This is a genomic window from Arcicella rigui (assembly GCF_034929435.1).
GTDB classification, from domain to species: domain Bacteria; phylum Bacteroidota; class Bacteroidia; order Cytophagales; family Spirosomataceae; genus Arcicella; species Arcicella rigui.
The window spans coordinates 101638-118357 of sequence record NZ_JAYFUM010000001.1; the positions used below are offsets into that span (position 1 = coordinate 101638).

The following is a 16720-nucleotide window of genomic DNA, read 5'->3' on the forward strand; positions in this document are numbered from 1 at the left end:
AGTAAAACATTCATTGGATTGTCACTTTTTGAGTGTTTTTTCAAAAAGCTTAAAGATTCTCTTGTACTCGTCCATCCACGAAGTTGGTTCTACAAAACCGTGGTCTTCCATCGGATATGAGGCTAATTCCCAGTTTTCTTTTTTGAGTTCAATCAAACGCTGAGTAAGGCGAACGACGTCTTGGTAGTGTACATTTACATCTATCATGCCATGACAAATCAACAGGTTTCCTTCCAAACCATCGGCATAATAGATGGGTGAACTTTTGCGGTAAGCAAGTGAATCCGTTTGAGGTTCATTCAAAATATTGGCCGTATAAGGATGATTATAAGCCGCCCAATCCGTTACGGGTCTTAGAGCAGCACCAGCAGCAAACATTTTTGGTTTGGTAAACATGGCCATCAAGGTAATAAAACCGCCATAAGAACCGCCATAAATACCAACTCGTTTAGGGTCGATGCCTTGGTTTTCAATCAGCCATCTTACACCATCTACGTGGTCTGACAAATCTTTTCCGCCCATAAATCTGTAAATGCCTGTACGCCAATCTCTACCATAACCTGCCGAACCACGATAGTCAATATCCAAAACTGTATAGCCATTATCCACCAGCATATTGTGAAACATATATTCACGATAATACTGACTCCACCATTTGTGGGCATTCTGTAAATATCCAGCACCATGTACAAAAATTACGGCTGGTTTTTTCCCTTTTTCTCCTTTCGCTTCATACAAACGGGCATATACATCAGAGCCATCTTTGGTTGGGAAAGTAATGATTTCGGGTTCTCGCCAATTGTACTCTTTAAATTGCTGACTTTGTGATTTAGTGATTTGTGCTGGAGCAGCATTAATGGCATTTTCTTGAATATATACTTCCCATGGACGATTGGAATACGAATTCAAATAGGCTAATTTACTTTCATCTGGCGACAACACTACTTGGTTTGCTCCCGACATTTTAGTTAAACGTACTCTTTCACCTCCTTCGATAGACATCTTATAAAAATTTTGTTCACCCGGATGCGATTCATTAGAAGTAAAGTAAAAATGCTGTTTATCTCTGGATAATTGTAGTGTTTGGATTTCAAAATTGCCTTTGGTCAATTGTTTTTTTGCACCTGTGGCAATATTTACGGTATAAATATGAGAGTAACCGTCTGCCTCTGACTGATAATAAAGTGTTTGGTTATCTGCTAAAAAGCCGATATTTCCTGAGCTAAAATTAAAGCCAATGCCCGGCCCACCAATCCAAGCTTCATCTCTTTGGCGGTCGAGGGTTTGTAGCTGTCGGGTAGCTACATCTAATTTCAAAATCCAACGGTCTTTATTATCTTGGCTTCTCACTACTACCACGCAGTACTTTCCATCACTCGACCATAATGGGTCATTGAAAATTACTTTACGAGCTTCTACTTTTTTGTTTTTGGTAGTATCTTTTTTAAGATAGTCTTTCAAGTACGCAGGTTGCTCAAAAATACCTTCGATTTCTTTCGTAGAAACCTGCAAAGTTGTATCTTTTTTGATGTCATATACCCAAAACTCATAAGAATTTGCTGCTGCACCCACTTTTGTTCGTCCCGGAATATCTTCTGTAAAGCCAGATTCGGTTACGTAGCTTGGCACAATTGTATTTTTAGTACCCACAGCAGGCTTCGATAAGCGATAAGTAACATAATTCTCATCAGGACTCAAGCGAGGGATTTCTACTCTTTTATCTTCAATATAAATTTCTTTGGCTCTTTTCGGAAGGTCTGCTTTTTCAATAATCGCCTCTTGTTTTTTCTTATCTGCACGTTCTTTGAGTACTTCAAAAAGACTAAGCTGGTCTTTTTTCAACCATTTTTCTTGTTCACTTAGTTTCGCCTCCACTTTTTTTGTACCAGTCAAAAAATCGGTCAATTGTACCGTCTCGCCACTTTCAAGGTTAAAACTGTATAAATTACTTCCCTTGCTGTATATTACTTTATTTTCTTTTCCATTAAAATGCGGATTACTCTCTACTTCACCAGTATTCGTGATTTGGCGTAATGCCATTGTCTTACAATCTAAAATGTACAAATCGCCATTTTTTGTAAGTAATTTTTTAGAAAAATCTCTGCTATAAACACCATTGGCAGGAGGGATGGCTCTACGTGCTTGAGGTAAAATTTTAAAAGGTTTCTTTTCGGTAATAGAAGCACCGTACAAAGAATCTGCCTTATTTCGATAAGGATTCCAGTTGAAGTAAACCATTTTACTGTCTTCCGACCAAAAAATAGAAGAAGGCAAAGCCCCAATAGTAAATTTTGGGTCTTGCATGATATGCTCAATATTAAGTTGTTGAGCAGAAAGTGTTAAGCAAAAACAATTTAGAAGAATTAAAACAATGATTTTTTTCATGCTGATGATTTTTTTTAAACTGTAATTTAGGCAGTTTTATCAACTTTTAAAAACAGCGAATATAAATTGAATGTACTCAAAACTGAGGAGTATTTCCTTTGATAGAAAAATACTGATTTTTCGGTAGTGAAATTTAGCTTTGAGCCGATTGAAGTAATAAGTGATTTTATATAATTTTTGACGAAAAGAGTAAAGTATATCTTTAAATAAATCTCTTAAATGAATAAAAAAATCCACTCAGGGAATGAGTGGATTTTATCTTGATAATTTTTCAAAAAAATAATTTCAAAAAATACGCTAAAAAAAGTAACAATTTCTTAAAATGAAATGTTACTATAATTAGAAAAATTGTTACTTTTACAATAAGAAATATTTAAGTATAATTGTAACCACTATTTGCTTAACCACTCAAAAGACATGAAAAAATACAATCAATTTATGATTTTACAATGGCTTGTTTTTTTGCCATTGATTTTACCACTAAGTATCATTTCAGGGATTCTTCAAGGAGTAAAACACGCTGTTCAAGACCTTTTTGAACAAATCATGAACGATGTTTCGCATCCGCTTATTCATGAAGATAATCCAGATTCTTTTGCTTAAAATCGTCAGGGTCAAGTTCCAAGAACTCCTCCCAAAAAGCATTAGCTGGAACAGCAGCTTTGCAAATAATAGGTTCTTTTTTGATTGGATGAATAAAATAAACTCTTCTGGCGTGTAAATTAATACTTGCATCTCCGTTGGGGCGGTCAAAGCCATATTTTATATCACCACGAATTGGGCAGCCCATTGAAGCAAGTTGAACTCTAATTTGGTGTGGTCTACCAGTGATGGGTTCAACTTCAATCAAAAAATGTTTATTGATTTCGCCCAAGAGTTTATAGTTTAATTCAGCTTTTTGCGAACCTTTCACTTCAACCTCGTGTGCCGTAACCACATTTTTAGCTTCGTCTTTTACAATCCAATGTACTAACTTGCCTTTTGCTTCTTTAGGTTTGCGTCTGACAATCGCCCAATACGTTTTCTGAATATCTCTCTTTCTAAACAATTCCATCATTCTTTCTAAACCCTTGGAAGTACGGGCAAAAATTACTAAACCACTTACTGGTCTATCAAGACGATGAACAGGATGCAAGAAAACATCACCCGGTTTGTTGTATTGTTTTTTAATATATTCTTTTACAGCGTCTGTGAGTGTTCTATCACCCGTAGAGTCGCCTTGTACTAATATACCAGCTCTTTTGTTGACAATAATGAGATGATTGTCTTCATAAACTACGTGAAAATCTTTCATTGTTTTATTATTTTTCGGGTTTTAGTATAAACCACGAATACATTTAATTGTGCTATTTTAATAGCTTTCTTTTTCATTAGGGAAATCAACCGATTTCACATCTTTAATATACTGTGAAATAGCATCATTCATAATACCATCTAAGTCTGCGTATCTTCTCAAGAATCGTGGTTTAAAATCTTTATTGATTCCGAGCATATCATGAATAACTAAAATTTGCCCATCTGCATCTGGTCCAGCCCCAATACCCACAGTAGGAATTGAGATACTTTCAGATACTTTTTTGGTAAGTGCTGACGGGATTTTTTCTAAAACAACGCCAAAAGCACCAATTTCATCCAACATTTTAGCATCTTCAATTAGTTTTTGAGCTTCAATTTCTTCTTTTGCTCTAACGTTATAAGTACCAAATTTATAAATCGACTGAGGAGTAAGTCCTAAGTGTCCCATTACAGGAATACCAGCACTTAAAACTCTTAGAATAGATTCTTTGATTTCTGAACCACCTTCCATTTTTACAGCATGACCTCCCGACTCTTTCATAATTCTAATAGCCGAACGTAAAGCTTCAGAAGAATTTCCTTGATAAGAACCAAAAGGAATATCAACCACCACTAAAGCTCTTTTAACAGCCTTAACCACAGAATTGGCATGGTAAATCATTTGGTCGAGCGTAATAGGAAGAGTTGTTTCATGCCCAGCCATTACATTAGAGGCCGAATCGCCAACAAGGATTAAATCAATTCCTGCGGCATCAACGATTCTTGCCATAGAGTAGTCGTAAGCCGTAAGGCAAGAGATTTTCTCACCTCTATTTTTCATTTCTTGTAAGATATGTGTAGTAATTCTCTTGATTTCGTTATTTGCTGGCATGGTTTTTATTGATTAGCAATGATGAGTCATTAATAGACGATAAATACTTGTAATAAATTTTAAAACAAATTAACAAAGGGTAACTATTTGATTGTTAGGAAGTTTTATTTTTTTTGAGTCATCCCTGAGTTAATTCGACACCACCGATTTTAAAATTGTGTACAAATTTAAGATTTATTAGTCTGTAAAATAGGTTTCAAATCAATAGATTGATTTTTTTTTAGAAAATATGGCTTTTTCACTGTAATTTTAGCGATTAGTTCGACTAAAATCAGTATTTTTACCATAGAAAATTTATACAGTTGTAATTAAATCTATTTTAGTCCCAGTCATTTATACTTAAATCAAACAAGTTATGAAGCAGCTTTTTTCAAAAAAAAGTCTATTGCCAAATAAGTCAGCCCAAATAGGATTGGGGTTATTGACTTGTTTAGCACTAAGCCATTTGTCGATAGGGCAAGGCTCTACGTCAAGTACTAAACCTACAATTGTTAGTACAGTTACAGACAACGGAATTGTAACTACAACTTATTCAAACGGACAGGTAGTAAAAACTGTTGCCGATGGATATTATCTGGATTCGGCATTTTATAAAAATGCTAACGTATTAAAGGCAACCCACGCAAAAAGATATTGGAAAGTTACTGATAGAGTTGGTATTTCTGTACCAGTAGGTAATGATGATAATGGCAAAGATGTAACAATGTTTTTGAAACCTGGCGTTTATAATTCACTTTCTGTGACTCACTTTTGGGGAGGATTTGGATTAGGACTTACAGGTGGTTATCAAAACTTTAAAGTTGGAGATGATTACAGTGGTCCAGATGGTTTGATTTACAAAAACTTCAATAGTTTGTTATCAACAGGAAGAATTCCAGCAAACTCAAAGTTACTTTACGATAAAGTTTCGAGTATGGAAGATTTCTATATCTTCGTTGGTCCTTCTTTTGCATTGCCAATTGGTAAAAAGCTTGAAATCGACCTTGATTTACGTGGAGGTTTAATTAATACTTCTGCTCCAAGATTTGGCGGTTATCTTCAAGATGGAAACTTTGGTGCTCAAGAGTTAATTTTTAGAATGAACTCTTCAGCGTCTAAAAATAAGTTAGGAGGTCTTGTTGGTTTAGATTTATTATATAAATTGTCTCCAAGATGGGCTTTAGGTGCTAACGTTCAAGGATTTATTACAAAAACACCTTTCACAACGACTGGACAAGACTTAATGCCAGGTTCGACAAAAACCTTGACAAAAGAAGACGTAGCAACACATGGTGGCTATAATATTGGTCTTTCGTTATCACACGTGTTCGGTGAAGAGAAGAGCAAAACAGTTTATACATTGTTACCTCCACCACCTGCACCAGTTGTAGCTTATGCTCCAACTTTGTTAGGAGTAAATGGAAAAATGTTTGATTATAAATCTACGGAAGTACCTGCATTCAAGTGGAAAAGTAATTCACCAAATCCAGAGCAAGAAGAGTATTTATTCAAATTGTACAAAGCTGATGGTACTCAAACACCAATTTATCAGCAAACTACTAAAAACAACAGCTTGACTTTACCTAACAACGTTGTTTTATCTAATGGTGATGAATGTAGCTTCTACTATTATACAGTACAATCAGTAGTTCAGAACAAGCATTTCTCTGAAGCATCTTCTGCAAGTTTTGGTTACAAAGCTAAACCAGCACCAGCTGTATTCGGAGCAACAAGACCAGTTGAAGACCAGTACATGTTTAAAGTATTCGGAGGAAAATCTGCTCCAGCGAAAAAAGCTACTAAAGCTCGTCGTAAAGCAGTGAAACCAGTAGCTGTTGCTCAGCCTAAGAAATTAGTACCTCGTAGAAAAGCAAAACCTGCAAACGATTATGTAAACTACGAAAACGTAACAACTGATCCGAAGGTGAAATGGCCAGCAGACCTTCCGCTACCTAAGAATCCTTCAATCTATGAATATGAAGTACAACGCTTGAACCCAGGTGATTGTAAACCAACTGGTACTGTGGCTAAATATAAATTCTATATTGACCCTAAACATCCAGATGATATTCGTATTCTTCCAAATAAGAAATAATCATTCTTAATAAGAATAAAAAAGCTCTTCAATCATTGATTGAAGAGCTTTTTTATTGAATTTTAATTCTCAAAAGAACAAACTTTAAAAGTTCTACGTTAAACTTGTAACTCAATCAACACGGTTTGGGCATTAATTTTTCAAAAGTATAAAGCAATAATGCAAATACATCAACTCCCTTTAGAGAGCGTACATCAATTTTCGCCTCTTTTCTTAGACTTCATCAGTAAATCCCCTAAAACAAGCGATTTTTACTTAAATTATCCAGATATTCAAGGATTCAAAGAGCAATTGAACGCTAAAAGATTTGATGTAGAAAAAAGACAAATATTAGTAGAGGTTTTAAAAGAACAATATGCTTCACTTGCTCATAAACCCAATATTGATATTCTTTTAGACGAAAATACATTTACCGTAACAACTGGGCATCAATTGAATATCTTCACTGGGCCTTTGTATGTGGTTTATAAATTAATAACTGTAATTAATTTAGCAAAAGCATTAAAAGAAGCCTTTCCTGCTTACAACTTTGTGCCAGTGTATTGGATGGCAACTGAAGACCATGATTTTGCTGAAATCAATCATTTTTCGCTATTTGGGAAAAAATTAGCTTGGGAAACATCACAAGCTGGTGCTGTTGGAAGGATGAATCCAAAGGAATTGGAGAGCTTGATTCTTGAAATGTCTGAATGTCCTGCGGTTTTTAAAGATGCTTACTTGAATAACGAAACTTTGGCAAATGCAGCTCGATGTTACGCCAATGAATTGTTTGGTCAGCAAGGACTCATTTGTATTGATGCTGATAATCGTGCATTGAAAAAAATATTTACACCTGTTATTAAGAACGATTTATTACAACACTCTGCTTTTGATTTGGTTTCAAGTACAACAAAAGAGCTTGAAAATTTAGGCTACAAAACCCAAATCTCTCCCCGTGAAATCAACTTCTTTTATTTAACCGACGGATTACGTGAACGTATTGTTCGGGAAGGGAATACTTATAAAGTACTCAATACCACACTGGAATATACTCAGGAAGAAATATTGGATTTATTGGCAAATGAACCCGAAAAGTTTAGCCCCAATGTAGTATTACGCCCTGTGTATGAAGAAGTAATACTTCCAAATTTAGCCTATATTGGTGGGCCTTCGGAAGTACCTTATTGGTTGCAATTAAAGGCTATTTTTGATTTTCATCAAGTAGCTTTTCCGATTCTTATGCCTCGGAATTTTGCTTTGGTTGTGAATAAAGCGACAGCTAAAAGAATGGAAAAATTGGACTTATCTGTTGCTGACTTATTTTTAGATGAAGTAAGTTTAAAGAAAAGCTTCGTAGAAAAACACTCAGAGAATAGTTTAAGTTTATCAGAACAAAGTAATGAGTTTGTTCAAATTTTTGAGGAGATTTTAGCTAAAGCAGTAAAGATTGATAAAACACTGGAAGGTGCAGTAAAAGGTGAGCAGCAAAAGCTATTAAACGCAGTTGAAAACTTAGAAAAGAGAATAAAAAAAGCTGAGGAGAGAAATCATGAAACAGAAGTAAATCAATTGCTGGGCGTGAAACAGAAACTTTTCCCGAATGGCACTCCGCAAGAGAGGTCTGAGAATTTCCTGAATTTCTTTTTGAACAATCCTGAGTTTCTCATCCAAATTTCAGAAGTATTCGACCCGCTGAATTTTAAGTTTTACGTACTGATTGAGGAATAAATAAAAAGTCGAACTTACAAGTTCGACTTTTTTGTTGAAGGTCTTTTAGGAAGAGGTAACCGAAAATCAAGGAATAGGTAATACTTTACTTTCTTTAAAAGTAGAAAGAATCACCATGGTTTGTGTTCCTGCTACTTCTTCAATTTCATTGATTTTTTCTAACATTAATTTTTGATATGACGCAATATCTTTGGCAATAATTTTAAGAAGGAAATCTCCTGAACCCGTTACGTGGTGGCATTCGATAACTTCTGGAATTTGATTGATTTGAGCAACAAATGACTCTGTAACCTGTTTCTTGTGTCCGATTAATGTTACTGTTACAAAAGTAGTAACACCCAAACCTACCTTTTCACGGTTGAGTTGGGCATGGTAGCTTTCAATAATACCAGCAGTTTCTAATTTTTTTACACGTTCAAGTGTTGGAGCAGGTGATAGCCCTATTTCTTTTGATAATTGAGCATTAGTAATTTTTGCATTCTGTTGCAAAATTTCTAAAACTTTATGGTCAATTTGATCTAATTTAATACTCATTTCTTAAAGAGTTTAGAATTGATGAAAACGAAAAACACCATTGATAAATTCAATGGTTTTTCAATATTACATGATTGTTAAATTGAGTGATTGTTTCTATGAAAGGAAATACAATGCAAATCTAATAGCTTTTCAGTAGATTTTGTAAAAAATTCTACAAAAAAGCTAAATTTTAGAATAATATTTTTATTAAACGGTAAAATCAGTAGAATATGTTAAGTTAATTTTGATAAAACAAAATTTGTAATGCCAAGATTAAAAATCTTAACAGAATATTATTTGGTACTAATTATGCTCTACGCTTTGAAATTTTGTTCAAGGTGATTTTTCTTTGCAAAGAACACTTAAAACGACTTCCATCTACTGCACTTTTGGCTTCGTGTTTGGTACTTCGTCCTTGTACTCTTGCTCGCCATAAACGCCAAGACGAAGCCTTCATTTCTCTTCGCATGAGTTCAATTACTTCTTGCTCTTTTATGCCAAATTGAAAAAAAATAGCATCGAATGGAGTTCGGTCTTCCCAAGCCATTTCGATGATTCTGTCGATGTCTTCTGCTGTAAATGTTTTTACTTTTTCCATTTAATAATCAATATTTCAGAGCCATTCATAAGATTGACTTATGCCATAACCCGAAGTACTTAATGATTGTTTGATACTCGAAGCTCATTTTATTGTTTCAGAAGAATAGTTTTTTCAGGATTCTAAGTACTTCGTTTTAAGAACAATTCCAGAATGTATGATATTTTTTGCTGTTTAAGCAGCAAAATCAAGATAAAACCGTCCTCTCGAAGAAGTCCTTTCCCTAAAAAATCCGTAAATTCGTAAGATAGTGTTATCTCAATTTTGTTAATTAGCATGATAAATGTTCCTGAGTAATAACCTACAACTTGATAACGATTTAGAAGTATGGCAGAAGAAGAAAAAAAATCACTTAATTTCCTTGAACAAATTGTAGAAGAAGATTTACAAGCGGGTAAACACGGAGGACGTATTTTAACACGTTTCCCTCCAGAACCGAATGGGTATTTACATATTGGTCATGCTAAATCAATATGTTTGAATTTTGGTTTGGCTGCTAAGTATGGCGGCAAAACTAATTTACGTTTTGATGATACAAACCCAGAAAAAGAAGAAACAGAGTATGTTGATTCTATTAAGGCGGACGTTCGTTGGTTGGGTTTTGAATGGGCAGGTGAGGAGTTGTACGCATCAAATTACTTCGAGAAATTATACCAGTTTGCCGTAGAGTTAATTAAAAAGGGTTTGGCATACGTAGATGACCAAACGGCTGAACAAATTGCCTCGCAGAAGGGAAATCCGAATTTTCCGGGTGAAGACAGCCCTTATCGTTATAGAACGATTGAGGAAAATCTTGATTTGTTCGCAAGAATGAGAGCTGGCGAGTTTGAGGATGGAGCAAAAGTATTGAGAGCAAAAATTGATATGGCTCATCCGAATATGCACATGCGAGACCCTCTGATGTACCGTATCAAGCACGCTCCGCATCACCGTACTGGCGATGCTTGGTGTATTTATCCGATGTACGATTTTGCACATGGTCAGTCGGATTCGATTGAGGAAATTACCCATTCAATCTGTACTTTGGAGTTTGACGTTCACAGACCTTTGTATGAGTGGTTTATTGAAAAATTAGGAATTTATCCTTCTCATCAATACGAATTTGCTCGCTTGAACCTTACTCATACTGTAATGAGTAAACGAAAATTATTACAATTAGTAAATGAAAAAGTAGTTTCTGGCTGGGACGACCCACGTATGCCTACGATTTCGGCTTTACGTCGTCGTGGTTTTACTCCTGAATCTATTCGTAATTTTTGTGATAGAATTGGAGTAGCAAAACGTGACAATTTGATTGATGTTGGCGTTTTGGATTACTGCGTTAGAGAAGATTTGAATAAAAAAGCTACTCGTGTAATGGCTGTACTCGACCCTCTGAAAGTAGTAATTACTAATTATCCAGAAGGACAAGTAGAAGAATTACAGGTAGAAAATAATCCAGAAGATTTAGAATCAGGCAATCGTATCGTTCCTTTTAGTCGTGAAATCTATATCGAACGTGAGGATTTTATGGAAGTACCAATGAAAAAATTCTTCCGTTTAGGCCCAGGCTTGATGGTTCGTTTGAAAGGAGCTTACATTATTAAATGTGATAGTTTTGTAAAAGATGAATTTGGTAATATTACCGAATTACATTGTAGCTATATTCCTGAAAGTCGTTCAGGTTCGGATACTTCTGGCATTCATGTAAAAGGTACAATTCATTGGGTTTCTATTCAGCACGCTTGTACAGCAGAAGTACGTTTGTACGACAGGTTGTTGATTTTGGAAGATGCTTCGCAAGTAGGTGACGACTTCAAGAAGTTCCTCAATCCAGATTCTTTGATTGTACTTCCACAAGTATATCTCGAACCAAGTTTGAAAACAGCTAAGATTGGAACAAATTATCAATTTATCAGAAAAGGTTATTTCTGTTTAGATACTGATAGTACTGAAGAAAATTTGGTATTCAATCGTACCGTTGGCTTGAAAGATACTTGGGGCAAAGAGCAGAGAAAATAAGTATTAAAAAGAATAGAGCATTTGAGGATAGAAAAGCTATTCTTAAATGCTCTATTTAATATGAAGCCTGATAGTCAATCGTAAAGACAACAATCGTTACTTTATCTTTGGATACTTTGATGGGGAAAATATTGCCATCGCCATCATAAGAATTTGCATACAATCCTTTATTCCCTTCTTTGACGAACAAAGAGTAACGTCCTTCTTCTAAATTAACACAAAACTTCCCTTCTTCATCAGACATTACACTGGTAATGTATTTTGTAGCGATACTTTGGTAAAATCCATTTTCACGAGTAGTTTCGGCTGTATTGGTAAGGTCGTAAATGACTAATTCTCTTTGAACAGGCCTACCTTTTGGGCTTGGTTTGTCTGGCGAAGGCATCATATTGCCCGATTTCCAAAAAATTGTTCCACAAATACCTTGCTGCACAGATTTTGAATTAATAATGGGAGTTGGTTCTGAACTGAGTTTTTGTGTAGCCAAAGGAAGGCTACTCTTTCGTTTTATCTTTTTTTTAGATTTTTGTCCGAAAGAAGCTACCATTAAAAAACATCCAAGTAAGAGCAAGATTTTGGCTTTAATCATTACTTATTTTTTTTGAATAATGAATCAACAAATTCCTTCTTATTAAAAACTTGTAAATCTTCAATTTTTTCTCCAACGCCGATATATTTTACTGGAATTTTGAATTGGTCTGAAATCCCAATGACAACTCCACCTTTTGCTGTTCCGTCTAATTTTGTAATAGCCAATGCCGTAACATCGGTAGTTTTAGTAAATTCTTGAGCCTGAATAAAAGCATTTTGTCCTGTTGAACCATCCAACACCAAGAGGATTTCGTGTGGGGCATCAGGCAAAAACTTCTGCATTACTCGCTTGATTTTTGAAAGCTCATTCATCAAGTTTACTTTGTTGTGCAAACGACCAGCCGTATCAATGATTACTACGTCGGCATTTTGCTCTACGGCTTGTTTTACAGTATCATAAGCCACAGAAGCAGGGTCGCTATTCATTCCGTGGTCAATAACGGTAACGCCCACTCTATTACCCCAAAGTTTGAGCTGGTCAACAGCCGCAGCTCTAAAAGTATCACCAGCCCCCAAAATTACTTTATTGCCAGCTTTATGAAACTGAGAAGCAAGTTTACCAATAGTGGTAGTTTTACCAACACCATTTACGCCAACAACCATAATTACATAAGGTTTGACGTTAGACTTGAAAGCATCAGAGACATCTTGCGACTTATTTTGAGCGAGAAGCTCGGCGATTTCCTCTCTTAAAATGCCATCTAATTCATTTGTAGTAACAAATTTATCTCTGGCAACACGTTCTTCAATTCTACGAATAATTTTAAGTGTAGTATCAACACCAACATCTGAAGAAATAAGGATTTCCTCCAGTTCATCAAGTACTTCTTCATCTACTTTCGATTTGCCAATAACCGCTCTGCTAAGTTTAGAAAAAAGCCCTTCTTTGGTTTTTTCTAATCCTTTATCAAGTGTTTCTTTTTCTTCAGTATTTAAAGTTTCCTTTTTCTTAAAAAAATCAAATAAGCCCATTTTTACGTATTAGTTATCAATAATGATAATTGTTGCTTCGTAATTAGTGATAAAAATAAATGTGCGAAATCAAATAATAATGAAATTAGCCAAATATTCCTCTTTAAACTAATATTTTACCAACAAATACATTTATCAAATATATAACAAAAAAAGTCCCCTAACTAAATTTAGATAGGGGACTTTCTTTAAAGTCGAAAGAATTAACCTTTCAACGCAGCTGCTACTTCATCTTGAAGAACGATTTCTTCTTTGAATGTGTAAGCACCAGTAGCAGGGTTTTTCACTGCTTTAACGATTTTTGCGTATTTTACGCCACCTTCTTTTTTAAGGGTTGCAACTACTTTCTTTGCCATTTCTTTGTATAAGTTATTGTTATCGGTTTTGAGTTATCGACTGATTAAAATTAATTAATGGATAAACCAAAAATTACGATAACACAGAACTGATAACTTGTCGTTGACAACTAAATGAATTACTTAATTTCTTTATGAACAGTCACTTTCTTCAAGAAAGGATTGTATTTCTTTAACTCTAAACGAGCTGTCGTGTTTTTACGGTTTTTCTTAGTGATGTAACGAGACATCCCTGGAACGCCTGAAGTTTTTTGCTCAGTACATTCCAAAATCACTTGGATTCTATTGCCTTTCTTAGCCATTGCTTTGTTTGCTTAATTGGTTATAAAAAATCGTTTTCTATTGATTATCAGTAAATTACAACCCAATCAAACTGAAAAACGAAGATGTGTCTTTGAAACAGGACTGCAAAGGTAGTAAATGTTTGAGTTTTAGACAAATATGTTTTCAAAAGTTTTTTAGAAATCTTTCATTATTATTGAAATTATTCAAAATAAGGCATTTATAAGCCGTTTTTTTCAATAAAATGTAAATATTATCTAATGTCTCAAACTCATTTTAGCCTTTGTAATACTTGTTTTCAAATGAATAAAATGAAGTTATTGGAGAATTACTCTTCTAAATCTGCTTCTTCTAAAATGTAATTCATCTCATAAATGTCGTCAGCATTTAATTTTAACTTACCTTTAAAAGTGTGCATTTCATCTGTTTTGTACTTGTGCGACGCTCCTTTTTTAGGCTTTAAAGACATCACAGACTCGGGCCCAGCACCGCCACAGAAAAAGCATTGGCTGTATGGAAATGCCGAAAGTACATACATATTCGTAGCGGCATCCACAGGAATTACATAGCCTTTGATGATTACTTCTTTATTCTCTAATTTCTTTACGGCAGGGCCAAAAGTAGGATAAAGCATAAAAATAGATTCTTGCGGATACCATTTTTTCTTGAAAACTACATCTTTCAGAATATCCCAAGTAAGTTTTTCCGCAGGTAAAGCCACTGGCTTTTTCATGGGTGTTGCAGCCGATAAAGCCAAGAATAAAACACCGAATACGAGTAATGATTTTATTTTCATTTTTAGTTGATTTGTTAGCTGTGAGCAATGAGCTGTGAGCAATGAGCCATAAGTTATGAGCCTTGAGCTTTGAGTTAAAATTTTGATTACTTAAAGCTTAGGGTTTATTTGGTTTTTTGTTGATTTTTTGTTAGCCTTGAGCTTTGAGTTAAAATTTTGATTACTTAAAGCTTAGGGTTTATTTAGTTTTTTACTGATTTGTTGTTAGCCTTGAGCAATGAGCCATAAGCCATAAGCTATGAGTTATGAGCTTTGAGTTAAAATTTTGATTACTTAGAGCTTAGGGTTTATTTAGTTTTTTACTGATTTTATTGTGAGCTTTGAGCTAAAAAACTGAAGCTCAAAGCTCACAGCTGATAGCTCAAAGCTCATAGCTAAAAAGCTACTCATCCGCTAAAGTTCTTGAAATATCAATTTTATAAATACCCAAAGATGGAATGGCTGCTGCCAATAAACCAATGAATAATGCTCCGAGGAATAACCAAAATTCTTCTGTCAACAAAGATAAAACGTTGAAGTCGTAATGAAAATTTTGTTCTACATTTTTCGACATCAGCCAAAGTCCAAGCCTACTTAATGCCACGCCAAAAACATAACCAATCGTGCTGATTATCAAGCCTTCTAAGAGTAAAAGAAAGAATAATTTGGTTCTACTTGCCCCCATCGAAAGCATCAGAGCCATCTCATATTTTCGCTCTTTGAGTGAATTGTACAGTGAAACAAAGACACTCAAACCCGAAACGATGATGATGACCAAAGCAATAATTTTTAAAGTATCAATACCAAAACCCATTAAAGCAAACAAACGATTAATTTCGATAGCAGGCGAAGCCGTTTGTAAAGTAGTATTTTGATTGATACTTCTTGCCATCATCATTCCCATCGCTGGATTTCTGAATTTTATCAACATGGAAGTAATTTCTTTGGCTTCTTCTTCGTGATGATGCTCTTCGTCTGTGCTTGTATCTTCTTCTAAAAGTTTCAAAGCATTTGCTCCTTTGCCAGCTTCTTCTTCGTGGTGGGAATCGTGTACTGCCCAAACGCTTTCGAGTGGTGTCACCATCAACTGGTCAAGTACCGAATTGGTATTTTTTAAGATACCAACTACTTTAAATTTCTTTTCTTCGTGAACGTCCCCTTCTTTATCGTAGCCATGTTGCGAAGCAAAAGTATCACCAACTTTTAATTCCAAATTTTTGGCAACTTTTGAGCCTACAACCATTTCCATCGCTCCAGAAAATACTTTTCCTGCTTCATATTCAGCTTCAAAATGTTGTAGGTACTTTTCGTTTGTTCCCACAATTCTATAACCTTGGTAGCTGTCGCCCATAGATAATGGAATGGCGGATTTTACTAAAGGATTACGAGTAAGACGGCTGGCTTCTTCCAAAGAAATATTTCCCGTTGGAGCGTCAATTTGGTAAATACTGGCTAAAATCAATTGTAGCGGACTGCCTTTTGCCCCAACAACCATGTCGATGCCTGCTACATTTCTGGTGAATTTTTCTTCTAACTGTTTACCAGCCAAGAGTAACAACGAAATAATGGCGATACCCAAAGCCATCAATAAAATACTTAAAAAACTGGTAAGTGGCTTGTCTTTAAGGTTACTCCAAGATATTTTTAGTAAGTTCATTTGCTATAAATTTATACGTTTTTCCACCACATCTTTTAGGCGTTGGTCGTGTGTAACTACTACCAAGCTTGCTCCAATTTCTTCAATTTGTTTTTTCAATAAATCCACTACTTTCAAGCAATTGTCATCGTCCAAACTTGAAGTAGGTTCGTCTGCCAAAATCACAGAAGGTTTGTTCATCAAGGCTCTGGCGATACTTACTCTTTGCTGTTCGCCTTGTGATAATTGCGTGGTTTTTTTATGCAAATGTTCGGCAAAGCCCAAGCTTTCTGCCAAATGTTTAGCAAGGTCTTTTGCTTGAGATTTTCCAGCTAAATAATTTGCCAAGAGTAAATTCTCCATGACCGACAAGGAATGAACAAAATGAGGTTTCTGATAGATAATTCCTACATTTTTTGCTCTGAAATCAGCAGCAGTACTTACCGAAAAATCGCTAATTTCTTGGTTATTAATCTGGATTTTACCGCCCGTAGGTTTCAATAAAAGAGCCATTAAATGTAAAAAAGTAGTTTTACCTCTTCCTGATTTACCCAAAATAAGCATTGTTTCACGGTCGGCACAGGAAAAATCTGGAAAAGAAAAGTTCTTTTCAGACGAATAAGAGAAAGTTAAGTTTTGGGTGGCTATCATGCTGTTGAT

Annotated in this window: 16 protein-coding genes; 4 read left to right on the plus strand and 12 right to left on the minus strand. The window is 35.1% G+C overall.

Features of this window, described 5'->3' with window-relative positions:
* Positions 1 to 21 precede the first annotated feature (21 nt).
* Positions 22 to 2385, minus strand: a complete 2364-nt coding sequence (locus VB248_RS00515) for a S9 family peptidase (protein WP_323294774.1) — start codon at positions 2383 to 2385, stop codon at positions 22 to 24.
* A 417-nt stretch (positions 2386 to 2802) separates the two neighbouring features.
* Here VB248_RS00515 and VB248_RS00520 point away from each other — a divergent pair, with 417 nt between their 5' ends.
* Positions 2803 to 2988, plus strand: a complete 186-nt coding sequence (locus VB248_RS00520; RefSeq protein ID WP_323294775.1) for a hypothetical protein — start codon at positions 2803 to 2805, stop codon at positions 2986 to 2988.
* On the opposite strand, the gene VB248_RS00525 is transcribed toward VB248_RS00520, so the two are convergent.
* Both VB248_RS00525 and panB read right to left on the minus strand, forming a co-directional pair.
* Positions 2954 to 3679 carry an RluA family pseudouridine synthase gene (locus tag VB248_RS00525; protein ID WP_323294776.1) on the minus strand — a complete coding sequence of 242 codons (726 nt, stop codon included), beginning with the start codon at positions 3677 to 3679 and terminating at the stop codon, positions 2954 to 2956. The two genes, VB248_RS00520 and VB248_RS00525, sit on opposite strands and share 35 nt — an antisense overlap.
* Before the next feature lie 57 nt (positions 3680 to 3736).
* On the minus strand, positions 3737 to 4552 hold the full coding sequence (gene panB, locus VB248_RS00530; RefSeq protein WP_323294777.1) for a 3-methyl-2-oxobutanoate hydroxymethyltransferase: 816 nt from the start codon (positions 4550 to 4552) through the stop codon (positions 3737 to 3739).
* 355 nt (positions 4553 to 4907) lie between these two features.
* Here panB and VB248_RS00535 point away from each other — a divergent pair, with 355 nt between their 5' ends.
* Complete coding sequence (locus VB248_RS00535; RefSeq protein ID WP_323294778.1) at positions 4908 to 6626, plus strand: hypothetical protein; 1719 nt, start codon at positions 4908 to 4910, stop codon at positions 6624 to 6626.
* A 159-nt stretch (positions 6627 to 6785) separates the two neighbouring features.
* Entirely contained in the window at positions 6786 to 8333 is a 1548-nt protein-coding gene (bshC, locus tag VB248_RS00540; RefSeq protein WP_323294779.1) for a bacillithiol biosynthesis cysteine-adding enzyme BshC, read from the plus strand.
* Positions 8334 to 8399: 66 nt separating this feature from the next.
* Here bshC and VB248_RS00545 read toward each other — a convergent pair whose 3' ends face one another.
* Together VB248_RS00545 and VB248_RS00550 are read right to left on the minus strand one after the other, a co-directional pair.
* Complete coding sequence (locus VB248_RS00545; protein WP_323258707.1) at positions 8400 to 8867, minus strand: Lrp/AsnC family transcriptional regulator; 468 nt, start codon at positions 8865 to 8867, stop codon at positions 8400 to 8402.
* A 289-nt stretch (positions 8868 to 9156) separates the two neighbouring features.
* The gene (locus VB248_RS00550; protein ID WP_323294780.1) at positions 9157 to 9447 is read right to left on the minus strand and encodes a TIGR03643 family protein; all 291 of its coding nucleotides are present in this window, start codon (positions 9445 to 9447) and stop codon (positions 9157 to 9159) included.
* Between the two features lie 327 nt (positions 9448 to 9774).
* On the opposite strand from VB248_RS00550, the gene VB248_RS00555 reads away from it, so the two are divergent.
* A complete protein-coding gene (locus VB248_RS00555; protein WP_323294781.1) occupies positions 9775 to 11448 on the plus strand; it encodes a glutamine--tRNA ligase/YqeY domain fusion protein in 1674 nt (557 codons plus the stop codon).
* Positions 11449 to 11503: 55 nt separating this feature from the next.
* Here VB248_RS00555 and VB248_RS00560 read toward each other — a convergent pair whose 3' ends face one another.
* The 7 genes from VB248_RS00560 to VB248_RS00590 all read right to left on the minus strand — a co-directional run bounded on the left by VB248_RS00560 (position 11504) and on the right by VB248_RS00590 (position 16711).
* Positions 11504 to 12037 (minus strand): carboxypeptidase regulatory-like domain-containing protein, encoded by a 534-nt coding sequence (locus tag VB248_RS00560; protein WP_323294782.1) that lies wholly within the window; start codon positions 12035 to 12037, stop codon positions 11504 to 11506.
* Positions 12037 to 13011 (minus strand): signal recognition particle-docking protein FtsY, encoded by a 975-nt coding sequence (ftsY, locus tag VB248_RS00565; RefSeq protein ID WP_323294783.1) that lies wholly within the window; start codon positions 13009 to 13011, stop codon positions 12037 to 12039. Before ftsY ends, VB248_RS00560 begins: the two co-directional genes overlap by 1 nt.
* Before the next feature lie 203 nt (positions 13012 to 13214).
* Positions 13215 to 13367 (minus strand): DUF4295 domain-containing protein, encoded by a 153-nt coding sequence (locus VB248_RS00570; protein WP_309924211.1) that lies wholly within the window; start codon positions 13365 to 13367, stop codon positions 13215 to 13217.
* A gap of 119 nt (positions 13368 to 13486) precedes the next feature.
* Positions 13487 to 13669 (minus strand): 50S ribosomal protein L33, encoded by a 183-nt coding sequence (gene rpmG, locus VB248_RS00575; protein WP_109742450.1) that lies wholly within the window; start codon positions 13667 to 13669, stop codon positions 13487 to 13489.
* Between the two features lie 308 nt (positions 13670 to 13977).
* Complete coding sequence (locus VB248_RS00580; RefSeq protein WP_407652825.1) at positions 13978 to 14445, minus strand: DUF3299 domain-containing protein; 468 nt, start codon at positions 14443 to 14445, stop codon at positions 13978 to 13980.
* Positions 14446 to 14827: 382 nt separating this feature from the next.
* Complete coding sequence (locus VB248_RS00585) at positions 14828 to 16081, minus strand: ABC transporter permease (RefSeq protein ID WP_323294784.1); 1254 nt, start codon at positions 16079 to 16081, stop codon at positions 14828 to 14830.
* Between the two features lie 3 nt (positions 16082 to 16084).
* The gene (locus VB248_RS00590; protein ID WP_323294785.1) at positions 16085 to 16711 is read right to left on the minus strand and encodes an ABC transporter ATP-binding protein; all 627 of its coding nucleotides are present in this window, start codon (positions 16709 to 16711) and stop codon (positions 16085 to 16087) included.
* Between the last annotated feature and the right edge of the window lie 9 nt (positions 16712 to 16720).

Excerpts from the sequence above, each read along its gene's own strand:
- VB248_RS00515 (WP_323294774.1), bottom strand. The coding sequence starts at position 2,385 with ATGAAAAAAATCATTGTTTTAATTCTTCTAAATTGTTTTTGCTTAACA.
- VB248_RS00520 (WP_323294775.1), top strand. The coding sequence starts at position 2,803 with ATGAAAAAATACAATCAATTTATGATTTTACAATGGCTTGTTTTTTTG.
- VB248_RS00525 (WP_323294776.1), bottom strand. The coding sequence starts at position 3,679 with ATGAAAGATTTTCACGTAGTTTATGAAGACAATCATCTCATTATTGTC.
- panB (WP_323294777.1), bottom strand. The coding sequence starts at position 4,552 with ATGCCAGCAAATAACGAAATCAAGAGAATTACTACACATATCTTACAA.
- VB248_RS00535 (WP_323294778.1), top strand. The coding sequence starts at position 4,908 with ATGAAGCAGCTTTTTTCAAAAAAAAGTCTATTGCCAAATAAGTCAGCC.
- bshC (WP_323294779.1), top strand. The coding sequence starts at position 6,786 with ATGCAAATACATCAACTCCCTTTAGAGAGCGTACATCAATTTTCGCCT.
- VB248_RS00545 (WP_323258707.1), bottom strand. The coding sequence starts at position 8,867 with ATGAGTATTAAATTAGATCAAATTGACCATAAAGTTTTAGAAATTTTG.
- VB248_RS00550 (WP_323294780.1), bottom strand. The coding sequence starts at position 9,447 with ATGGAAAAAGTAAAAACATTTACAGCAGAAGACATCGACAGAATCATC.
- VB248_RS00555 (WP_323294781.1), top strand. The coding sequence starts at position 9,775 with ATGGCAGAAGAAGAAAAAAAATCACTTAATTTCCTTGAACAAATTGTA.
- VB248_RS00560 (WP_323294782.1), bottom strand. The coding sequence starts at position 12,037 with ATGATTAAAGCCAAAATCTTGCTCTTACTTGGATGTTTTTTAATGGTA.
- ftsY (WP_323294783.1), bottom strand. The coding sequence starts at position 13,011 with ATGGGCTTATTTGATTTTTTTAAGAAAAAGGAAACTTTAAATACTGAA.
- VB248_RS00570 (WP_309924211.1), bottom strand. The coding sequence starts at position 13,367 with ATGGCAAAGAAAGTAGTTGCAACCCTTAAAAAAGAAGGTGGCGTAAAA.
- rpmG (WP_109742450.1), bottom strand. The coding sequence starts at position 13,669 with ATGGCTAAGAAAGGCAATAGAATCCAAGTGATTTTGGAATGTACTGAG.
- VB248_RS00580 (WP_407652825.1), bottom strand. The coding sequence starts at position 14,445 with ATGAAAATAAAATCATTACTCGTATTCGGTGTTTTATTCTTGGCTTTA.
- VB248_RS00585 (WP_323294784.1), bottom strand. The coding sequence starts at position 16,081 with ATGAACTTACTAAAAATATCTTGGAGTAACCTTAAAGACAAGCCACTT.
- VB248_RS00590 (WP_323294785.1), bottom strand. The coding sequence starts at position 16,711 with ATGATAGCCACCCAAAACTTAACTTTCTCTTATTCGTCTGAAAAGAAC.